The 5643-nt window shown below is 47.1% G+C and carries 4 protein-coding genes; all 4 read right to left on the reverse strand.

Going from position 1 to position 5643, the window contains the following annotated elements:
- Positions 1-643, reverse strand: a 643-nt coding sequence (locus B3K91_RS03645) for a pirin family protein (protein WP_292594013.1), incomplete at its 3' end; no start/stop codon positions are given.
- Between the two features lie 1406 nt (positions 644-2049).
- Entirely contained in the window at positions 2050-3246 is a 1197-nt protein-coding gene (locus B3K91_RS03650; RefSeq protein WP_103133785.1) for an MFS transporter, read from the reverse strand.
- Positions 3247-4657: 1411 nt separating this feature from the next.
- On the reverse strand, positions 4658-5005 hold the full coding sequence (locus B3K91_RS03655) for a type II toxin-antitoxin system PemK/MazF family toxin (RefSeq protein ID WP_214059918.1): 348 nt from the start codon (positions 5003-5005) through the stop codon (positions 4658-4660).
- The gene (locus B3K91_RS03660) at positions 4998-5249 is read right to left on the reverse strand and encodes a hypothetical protein (protein WP_292594016.1); all 252 of its coding nucleotides are present in this window, start codon (positions 5247-5249) and stop codon (positions 4998-5000) included. Before B3K91_RS03660 ends, B3K91_RS03655 begins: the two co-directional genes overlap by 8 nt.
- Positions 5250-5643: the final 394 nt, after the last annotated feature.

The following is a 5643-nucleotide window of genomic DNA, read 5'->3' on the forward strand; positions in this document are numbered from 1 at the left end:
TGGCTTCCTCTTCATCAGGATCGAATCTTCCGCTACCCAGCAGTATAAAGATGAAGAGAGTCATATCATCACCGGTCTCGAATGACCACTCTTTTCCGGCTTTGACCTCAGCATCTAGATGCTTGGCCTTCACAAATCTTCCTTCGAATGCTCCGGTGATGTTCTTGTAAGGTCCCGCAATTACGCGCACTGTTGAACCTTCTTCATCTACAGCAGGAACATCCTGACTCTTTATGTCTCCATATTGAGGATTTGCCATTTTGTCCCTGGCACGAAGATTAAGCCGGAGCTGTGCTCCAAGCAATCGTGCCGAGGGTTTGGGCATCTCTTGATGAATGATCCCGGAACCTGCAGTCATCCATTGACAGTCTCCGTCGAGTATTTCGCCTTTGTTGCCCAAACCATTACCGTGCTCTATAATCCCGCTTACAAGATAAGTCACGGTCTCGATGCCCCTATGAGGATGCCATGGAAAGCCCTTAATGTAGTCCTCCGGATCTGTCGAATCAAAGGCATCCAGCAGCAAGAAGGGATCGAAATCCTCAACGTCTCTTTGACCAACTACTCTAACGGGCTTCACTCCGGCACCGTCAACGGCGCCTCTCCCAGTCAAGATCTTGCTGATTTTCCGTATTCTGCTCATTGTAAGTTTCCTCTTCACTCCGCGGCGCATTCTCATGCATCAATACTCAAAAGCCTTTCGCAAAAATGGTGTCTGCAGATCTCCAGTCATGAATGATCTTCTATCTGAATCCCATGATCTATTATCCCAGATAAGCCTCCAGGAACATTCTCATTAGCAAGATAACAGACAACAGGAAGGCCGGACCTTGTCGGCCCGGCTTTGAGGGATGGGGTGAGAAAGCTCATGAAGGTTTCCACTGTCAGTTCTGCTGTACCTGGTAATTAATTGCCGCTTGCTGTGCTTCTATGTCGAGGTTCATGTTCACCTGCACTTTCTTCAAATCATTTTCAAACAAATTATAAGAAAGAATTTTGGTGGTATTGTCGCAGAAATATGGGAAAAGATGAGAGATAACCTGAAAGTTGTTTTCTTTTTTCGGTAAACCTTTTTGAAATATTACAGCATGCACAAAGAGAAAGAATGAGAATTTTCGAATCACTGCGTGCATATTATTCAGTTTCCTTGGATTCACAGGAGATGATGAGAAAATTCCGGTGTGTACTAGAAACTATCTAAGTTCATTTTTCAAAGAAGGCGGACCGATAAGAAGGTGCTCAGAGCGTATTCACCCCTAGGGGAATTGGACAAGTAAGTTAGGAATAGTAGACTAAGAAGGGGCGAATATGGAGAGAGTAGAGATGAGGGGAAAGCAAAGAGGCCAAGTAAGGATCTAGGATCTCCTGAAGCCTTGAAGAGCTCTTTAATCCCCTCTCGAGAGGGGTGTCGATGGCTTCATCGTCGACGGGGTGTGTGCACACATCAAGAATAACCCTCATGTTCAGCATGGCGGAATTAATAGCGTCTCGGATATGGTGAAAAAATGATTTAGTCTACAGTCATCCCTGAGCCTCCCCTGAAAATCTCCTGTTCAGGGGCATTTCGGACCTGATCCGGAATCCAAAATTCATAAGCCTCCCGCTGAAATTGCCATTACTTTATGCTCTTGCTCTCTCGGCGATGTTGATTTCGGAGGACGGTGGACCGTTGACGACCATCTATCAATTCTCACACTCTCGCAGCGAAGCTCTCGACAATGCTCTTTCTCGCATGATGTTATCCAAGGACGTGTTCTGGTCCAAGGCGAAGGACCAAGGACGGCTCTTTACAGTAATCAGCGGGCCCTTATTCTTAAGCGGACACCGGCTGTATACACTTTCAGCTGCTCATTGCCCGACGAAGCCTGACTGGCTTCAAAATCGCCTTTTGCCGAAGGCAGCATTGCGACCTGGCGTGATCTTCGCCAGCCTTGCGTCCACTGATGTTCTTCAGTGCAATGCGTCCCACCGAAGGCGGCATTGAGTCTTGTTTCAATGAGAACTGACCTCTCCGAAGCCTGACTGGCCAACGAAGGTGACTGGCCCATATCAGCTCGTTCTTTTCGAATCATAAAGCTCCAGAACTCTCGGTTCGTTCTTGAAATCCCTGTAGAAAAGGAAGATGATGAAGGCATTTGCCGCGTAGAAGGCAGTGCTAAGCAAGAATAACACGGTATAGCCGCTTATAGTAGTACCAACTATTAACCCGAAGATCATAGCGGCTACGGCCCGAACAGTATTGTTCAGAAAACCGTTGATTCCAGATACTGTTGATAGTTTTGAATCTGGAACGTATGAGAAGATTATTGACGTCATGATCGGGTTTGTTATGTTCATGAAGACGAACCTGAATGCGTAAAGAATCGTGAATAGAATCGGCTCTCTGACGACTACTAGAGAGAGCATCAGTGGGATTACAAGCAACTGCATTGTCAGGTTGAATTTCAGTGCGCCGAAGCGTCTTCCTAATCTGTGGGATAGTGTCGATCCGGCGGCAGTCCCTAATTGTGCAATAGAAAGGGCGATACCTATACCTGTTGCCGACATGTTGAAAAGGTCTTTGAATATCAAATTTCCGAAATGTATGAAGAGACCGGCTCCGAAGCCCACGGTTGCCGTGGATATGAAGTAGTATGCAAGCACCTTCCTCTGGTCGTTCTGAAGTCCCGAAAAGTTGAATAGTTCCTTGAGTCTGGATCTCGATTCCGTCATCTCAAGCTTTATGACAGGTATTATTGCAGGTAGATGGGCGACCATCGAGATTATCAAAGTCGTTTGAAGGCTGAAAAGATCTCCGAATGCCCCACCAATGAAATTGCCGATGACTCCACTTGCCATGTTGATTCCGAAGTTCAGACCGAAGACCTTCGCTCTGTTTCCCGTCTTTGTTATGCTTGTCATTGTCGCCATGACTACGGTGAAGGCAGTAACTGTAAACCCACCTTTGATAAACGATAGAACGATTATAAACGTCGGATCAACTACGAAAGCAAGCGCGATTCCAGATACGGGAACGACAATCGCAGAGAGAAAGAGAATCTTCTTCTTTCCGATAGAATCTGCGAGAACGGCTGTGAGCAGCCCTATGATCGCCGATCCCCATAACTGGGCAGAAGTCACGTTGCCTATGAGTTGATTTGAGAAACCGATTTCTCTCAGATACAGATTATAGACAACGCGGTACATTGAGATTGTTATAGTGGTGATGAATGTATAAGTCAGCAGTAATACGATTCTCTTTCTCAACAAAAAGACCTTCTTTGTTTGATTTGCTTACTATATATTACCATTTTGGAAGGATTTTGTGGGATGATTAGGTTCGCCAGTCTGCTGACGCAGGCCAGTCTCGCCTTCGGCGAGGCCAGTTCCGGCTGCGCTGGCTTGAAGAACCACTGAACGCTGAAAGATCCGACTGCGATGAAACGCCTGCGGTTGAATGCCGTCGAAAACAACGCTGTCAGTCAACAGACCTTTGACAAGATCGAAGCACATATCCCGGATCGAACCCGGGATGACCCTGAACAGGACCACCATACAGGAGCCCTGAACAGGAGACCCCAAACAGGAGCATTTTGGGGCAGGCTTATCAAGAGAGGCTCCACGGGATGAGAGCCTTTTCTTCTTCAAGAGTAACTGGCATGCTTCAGGCCAGGATCTTGTTCTTAAACCGAGAACGATGGAACGAGAAGACGCTTTGAGTCTGAGATGAAGCTTCGCTTCGAGAGAAACCCTTTTCGAGACTACGAAGAACAAGGAGAGAAAGCAGATCCCGTGCAAGTTCATCACGGGATGACTGTCTTTTCTTACTTCACGTCATCTTGGCACGCTACTGGCCGGAGAACGGTGAACCGACAACGGACAACTATTTCTTCTGCTTGCAACTGACAACATGGAACTTGGAACTACTTCTTTCCGGTGGACGGTGGACCGTTGACGGACAACGTTGTTTTGAGCAGCGATCAGCGGGTCCTTGTTCTTAGCGTATAGCGGATCTTCAGGGCGAGATCTCGTGCAGAAGCATCACGGGATGACAAAGTAAGGGACATAAGGAGTTACTCGGGATGCCGGCCTTAGGTTATTCGGAAAACATCACATCCCTTCATTCTGACAAAGCTCTTGGTCAGAATCTCGATCTTCACGTGAACACAACGGTTCCATTGCCTGACGAAGTCAGAACTGGCCTTGTCAAATCGGTTTGGTGTTCTTATAGTTTTTCTCGCCACTGCTTGCAGTGACTGGCCTCAGCAAAAGCTGAGACTTGCACCACGAAGTGGTACTGGCGAAGGCGAAGCCTTCACTGGCGGCGATGATTTTCGCCGAAGGCGGCATGCGTCTTATTTCAGCAGTGACTGGCTCTTCTCTTGAGCGAAATGAGCTCTCGAATATGCTCTTTCTAGGCTCTTGACAGCCTTGCAACTTGCAACCTGGTACTTGGAACTGTTCTTCCCAGCGTTAAGCGGGTCTTCGTTCTCAAGAGTACAGCGGCAATTTGAGATGGCAGTTCTTGGAGAAATTCTCTTAGGGACAAAACGCTATCCAGATGCACCAGAGTTTACCAAAAGAATGGCAGCGAAAGCCAACCCAGTCGCTAACAAATCGTCAATAGATATGGCTATACTAGGCTTTTGCCGAATCTAACGCCCTCTAATTCGGTTCATTAGATGTTGAGGAGAATCTTTATGCGATCCAGTACCTCCAAGATAACTTCTTCAGAGACCTGGCCGATCTTCTTCTCCAATCTATCCCTCCAGATTGACCTCAAGTCCTCGGTTTTGATGTAGCTTGTTACGTCGAGACCTGTTTGCTTTCCAGAAATCTCAACGTGAAGCGGGATAGATTTGTTCTTTGACGTTAAGGGCACGACAATCACGAGTTCAGCAGGCCCATGATTGAACTGGTCGACCGAAATGACCAAACACGGCCTGAAGCCAGATTGTTCTCTGCCTCTAGTCGGATTGAGGTTTGCCAACCATATTTCGCCTCTAGAAGGTAGCTCTCTATTCATGATCGCTCTGACCGTCGGAAAGTGTGCCTTCCCATTCTTCCCTCTCCACTAACTCGCCTTTCCACAGATCGCCTTGTTCTTTCAGTTTTGCGAATGCTTCATTTGTATCTTCGAGGAGCAACTGACGTCTGTATGACTCCACTGCTTTAGAGAGCATCTCCCCAATTGTTTTGCCACTGGCGGAGGCCATGGCCTTGAGTTTGGAATGAGTTTCGGAGGAGACTCTGACTACTTGTGTCTTCAAAACCGATCACCACCTAGTAAACTGATCAGTATACTATAACATAACACGACTTGTGACAGAAGACGCTTTCTCGGTTGATCCCATCGAAGGGAATAGATGCTGAAACGAGTTCATGACGGAGAGAATAGGGTATCGAGTATAGGGTCTCGGGTGTAGTGAAAGAAACGATCTTCTCTGCAGTTATTCAATGGAGCCTATGTTGATTAGCTCCACGGGATCCCATTTTTCTCGTTCTTTGCATCGTTTCTCTACTTCTTGCACAGTCCTCGTTTTTCGGTATGAATCGAGATTCTGGCAAGAATCATGAGAATGACGGGAAGGACTGTCATCCTGAATTTATTCAGTAATCTGGGCTTTTTGAGAACCGTGGCGGGGGTTGGGGTGTGCCAAGAAG

Origin of the sequence: Mesotoga sp. UBA5847, assembly GCF_002432735.1 — a bacterium.
In the GTDB taxonomy this organism is placed as follows: Bacteria; Thermotogota; Thermotogae; order Petrotogales; family Kosmotogaceae; genus Mesotoga.

Coding starts and splice junctions, on each gene's coding strand:
- B3K91_RS03655 (WP_214059918.1), bottom strand. CDS start 5,005: ATGAATAGAGAGCTACCTTCTAGAGGCGAAATATGGTTGGCAAACCTC.